Annotated in this window: 5 protein-coding genes; 2 read left to right on the top strand and 3 right to left on the bottom strand. The window is 73.1% G+C overall.

Annotation, left to right across the window (positions count from 1 at the left end):
• Together J0670_RS33505 and J0670_RS33500 are read left to right on the top strand one after the other, a co-directional pair.
• A partial coding sequence (locus J0670_RS33505; protein ID WP_243437892.1) for a hypothetical protein occupies positions 1–240 on the top strand: 240 nt, incomplete at its 5' end.
• Between the two features lie 26 nt (positions 241–266).
• Positions 267–638, top strand: coding sequence for a toxin Doc (locus J0670_RS33500; protein ID WP_207815999.1), 372 nt, complete (start codon positions 267–269; stop codon positions 636–638).
• Between the two features lie 36 nt (positions 639–674).
• Here J0670_RS33500 and J0670_RS33495 read toward each other — a convergent pair whose 3' ends face one another.
• The 3 genes from J0670_RS33495 to J0670_RS33485 form a co-directional block, all read right to left on the bottom strand.
• Positions 675–1,325, bottom strand: a complete 651-nt coding sequence (locus tag J0670_RS33495; RefSeq protein WP_207815998.1) for a Pr6Pr family membrane protein — start codon at positions 1,323–1,325, stop codon at positions 675–677.
• A gap of 224 nt (positions 1,326–1,549) precedes the next feature.
• The gene (locus J0670_RS33490) at positions 1,550–2,257 is read right to left on the bottom strand and encodes a response regulator transcription factor (protein ID WP_207815997.1); all 708 of its coding nucleotides are present in this window, start codon (positions 2,255–2,257) and stop codon (positions 1,550–1,552) included.
• Between the two features lie 19 nt (positions 2,258–2,276).
• The coding region (locus tag J0670_RS33485; RefSeq protein WP_243437891.1) for a sensor histidine kinase at positions 2,277–3,449 on the bottom strand (1,173 nt) is incomplete at its 5' end.

The following is a 3,449-nucleotide window of genomic DNA, read 5'->3' as shown; positions in this document are numbered from 1 at the left end:
CCCGTACGCTCCAGTACCATCGGCGGCATGCCAGCGCTCAACATCGAGTACACGGAGCACGAGCTCGCCGCGATCCGCGAGGCCGCCGCCGCGGACGGCAAGAGCGTGAAGGCGTACGTCCACGACCTGAGCGTGCGGGAGCAGCAGCGCCGGGTGTTCGTGGACCACGCGGTGGCGTTCTGGAAGTCGCACCAGGCGGAGTTCGACGCCGCGTTCCCGGAGGACGCCCCCGCCGCGTGAGCGCCGACGGCGGGTGGGGTGCGGGGATGCTGCTGCACGTCGACCTGCGCTGGCTGCTCGACGTGCAGGAGCTGGCCTCCCCGGAGGACCTCAGCGTGCGCGACTACTCGGCCCTGCAGGCCGCCGTCGCCCGGCACCGGGTGAACACCGCCCAACTCGGCCACGACGCCGACCCCGCCTGGTGTGCGGCCACCCTGATGCACACCATCGTGCTGCTGCGCCCGCTGCCGGTGCGCAACAACCTGTACGCCTGCGTGACGACGGCCGCGTACATGCACGCGGCCGGAGAGGGGATCGACCCGCCGTACGGGGCCCTGGTCGAGCTGGCCCGGGACATCGCCGAGGGCGAGGCCGACGTGTACGCGGCGGCCGACCGGATCCGCGCCTGGCGGATCTGAGGCCCTGCCGGTTCCGGGGTCGGCCGCCGCGTCGTGCTACGCCGTGGGCGTGGGCCGCAACTTGGCCGCGGCCAGTGTGCCCAGCCGGTCCAGCCCGACCACGAGCGCGGCCAGCACGACGAATTCGACGGTCAGCTGGGCGATCTGACCCCAGACGTAGCCGTAGCCCTTGGTGGTCGGGTCGAAGAAGAAGTACGGGTACGGCATCGGGTAGTTGTCGAACAGCGCGTTGCGGGTGAGCACGATCGCCGCGTAGCCGAGCGGGAAGGCCAGCCAGAGCGGTATGTCCTTCCAGGCCGACGCGTTGCGCGGCTTCAGCGTCAGCCAGTCGATGATCACCATGACCGGCGTCACGTAGTGCAGGAAGAAGGAGGACCAGTGCGCGAGCCGGTCCGGCCCGCTGAACAGCCCGGGCAGCGGGTTGGCGCCGTGCTCGAGCAGGATGTGCGAGACCAGCCCGGTTATCAGGATGTACAGCGTGGCGGCGCCGCGCAGCCGGGGCGCGGGCGCGTCCACCGTGCCGCGCTTGGTCATCCAGTACACCGCGCCGATGAAGTAGCCGAGCACGATCACGTTGCTCTGCACGGTGAAGTACACCAGTGGCGCGGTCCCGAGGGACAGGCCGAGGCCCGCCGAGAGCACGATGCCCATGCGCCACCACAGCGCGGGACGGGTCCGGACTGTCATGCGACCGCCAGTTCGTTTCAGCCGATACGGGAGGTATCGGACGGTTTGGGAGGGGAAGGTCGCACTCTACTCGTTGGTCCCGACCACATGGAACCTGCGCGCGAGAGCCCCGGCCGCCGCCCCGACCGCCGCTTCAACCGTCAGTCAGTCCGTTACTCCGCCCGCTACTCCGTCCGTCACTCCGTCCGGCACTTCAGCCGCCGTTCAGGCCGTCACTCCGTCCGTCACCTCGGCAGGACGAACCCCGACTCGTACGCCGCGATCACCGCCTGGGTGCGGTCCCGCGCCCCCAACTTGGCCAGCACGCTGCCGACATGGGTCTTCACCGTCTCCTGGCTGACCACCAGTTGCCGCGCGATCTCGCCGTTGTTGAGCCCGGCGGTCATCAGCCGCAGCACCTGCCCCTCCCGTTCGGTCAGCCGCCCGATCGGCCCGTGGTCCGCGGCGGCCGCCCGGCGGACGTCCGTGCCGTGCCGCAGCGCGAGTTCACGTACGGCCGCCGGGAACAGCAGCGAGTCCCCGCGCGCGACCAGCCGCAACGCCTGCACCATCTCCTCCGCCCGCGCCCGCTTCAGCAGGAATCCGGCCGCGCCCGCGCGCAGCGCGTCGTAGACGTGGTCGTCGTGCTCGAAGGTGGTGACCACCAGGATCCTCGGTGGCTCGGCCATGCCGCCGACCAGTTGCTCGGTGGCCCGGATCCCGTTGATGCCGGGCATCCGGACGTCCATCAACACCACGTCCGGGCGCAGTTCGCGCACCAGCGGGACGACCTCTGCGCCGTCGGAGGCCTCGCCGACCACGGTGAGGTCCGGCTCGGCGTCGATCACCACCCGCAGGCCCATCCGGACCAGCCGCTCGTCGTCCGCGATGACCACGCGGATGCCGTCCTGACCGCTGCCGGCCGCCTCCACGCCGTTCTTCCCCGTACTCATCGTCCCCTCTTCCCCGTGTTCATCGCGCAGTTCCTCCCACCGGCAGCCAGACGACCAGCCGCCACGTCGTCCCGTCCTCGCTCGGCCCCGCGCTGCTGCCGCCGCGCAGGGTCGTCACGCGTTCCCCGATCCCGCGCAGGCCGCGCCCGCCGCCGGGGCGGCTCGGGCGGGCGGGGCCGAGCGGGTTGGTCAGCTCGATCTCCAGCCGGCCCGCGTCCAGCGCGACCCGCAGCCCGGCCGGGGCGGGCCCGGCGTGCCGCAGCACGTTGGTCAAGCCCTCCTGCACGATCCGGTACGCCTCGCGGGAGACCTCGGCGGGCAGCGCGCCCAGGCCCGGGGCCAGTTCGGCGTCCACCGTCACGCCGGTGCGGGCGAGTTGGCGCAGCAGGTCGTCCAGCCCGGCGAGGGTCGGGCCGGCCGGTCCGGCGGTGGCGTCGGTGGCGGCGGCGTCGGTGGCGGCCTCCTCCTCGCGCAGCAGCCCGAGCACGGTGTCCAGTTCGGCGACGGCCGAGCGCGCGGTCTCCTCGATCGCCCGCAGCGCCTCGGCCGCGAAGTCCGGGTCGGTGCGCAGCACCCGGGCGGCCGCCGAGGCCTGGATGCCGACCGCGCTGAGCGCGTGTCCGACCGAGTCGTGCAGCTCGCGGGCCAGCCGGTTGCGCTGGGCGAGCACGGTGGCCCGGCGCTCGGCGGTGGCCAGCCGCTCCTCCGGGGTCGGGCCGAGCAGCGTGGGCGCCAGGCGGGCCAGCAGCGCGCCGCAGGCGGCGTTGGCGGCGAGGATCAGCAGCAGGACGGCGAGTCCCAGGGTGGGGCCGGTCAGTATCCAGCCGGGGAAACGATCTTCCCAGAACCGGATGAGGTCCTGGGCCCCGCTGAAGCCGAACAGCAGCACCACCGCGAACGGCGCCCCGGCCAGCGTCATCCCGGCGACGACCCCGCCGAAGAACACGTGCAGCACGAACCAGAGCGCGGTGCGCCACCGCGCCGCCCACCCACGGGCCGGCCCGGCGGCCAGTTCCTCCGGCCGGGCCACCGCGCACAGTGCGCGCGCCGCCGAGCCCTCCAGCCCCCGGACGGTCGGCACCAGCGCGGTGACGGCCGCCATCGGCAGCGAGACGAACAGCGAGAGGAACTGCATCTCCACCTGCCGGGCGTGCCCCTGGGCCGGGTTGAGCGCCCCGAGCATCACCACCGA

This window comes from Streptomyces sp. FH025 (genome assembly GCF_017427025.1).
Classification (GTDB): Bacteria; Actinomycetota; Actinomycetes; order Streptomycetales; family Streptomycetaceae; genus Kitasatospora.
The sequence above is the reverse complement of the archived record's forward strand: the minus strand, read 5'-3'. Positions and strand labels throughout refer to the sequence as shown.

Coding starts and splice junctions, on each gene's coding strand:
- J0670_RS33500 (WP_207815999.1), top strand. CDS start 267: ATGCTGCTGCACGTCGACCTGCGCTGGCTGCTCGACGTGCAGGAGCTG.
- J0670_RS33495 (WP_207815998.1), bottom strand. CDS start 1,325: ATGACAGTCCGGACCCGTCCCGCGCTGTGGTGGCGCATGGGCATCGTG.
- J0670_RS33490 (WP_207815997.1), bottom strand. CDS start 2,257: ATGAGTACGGGGAAGAACGGCGTGGAGGCGGCCGGCAGCGGTCAGGAC.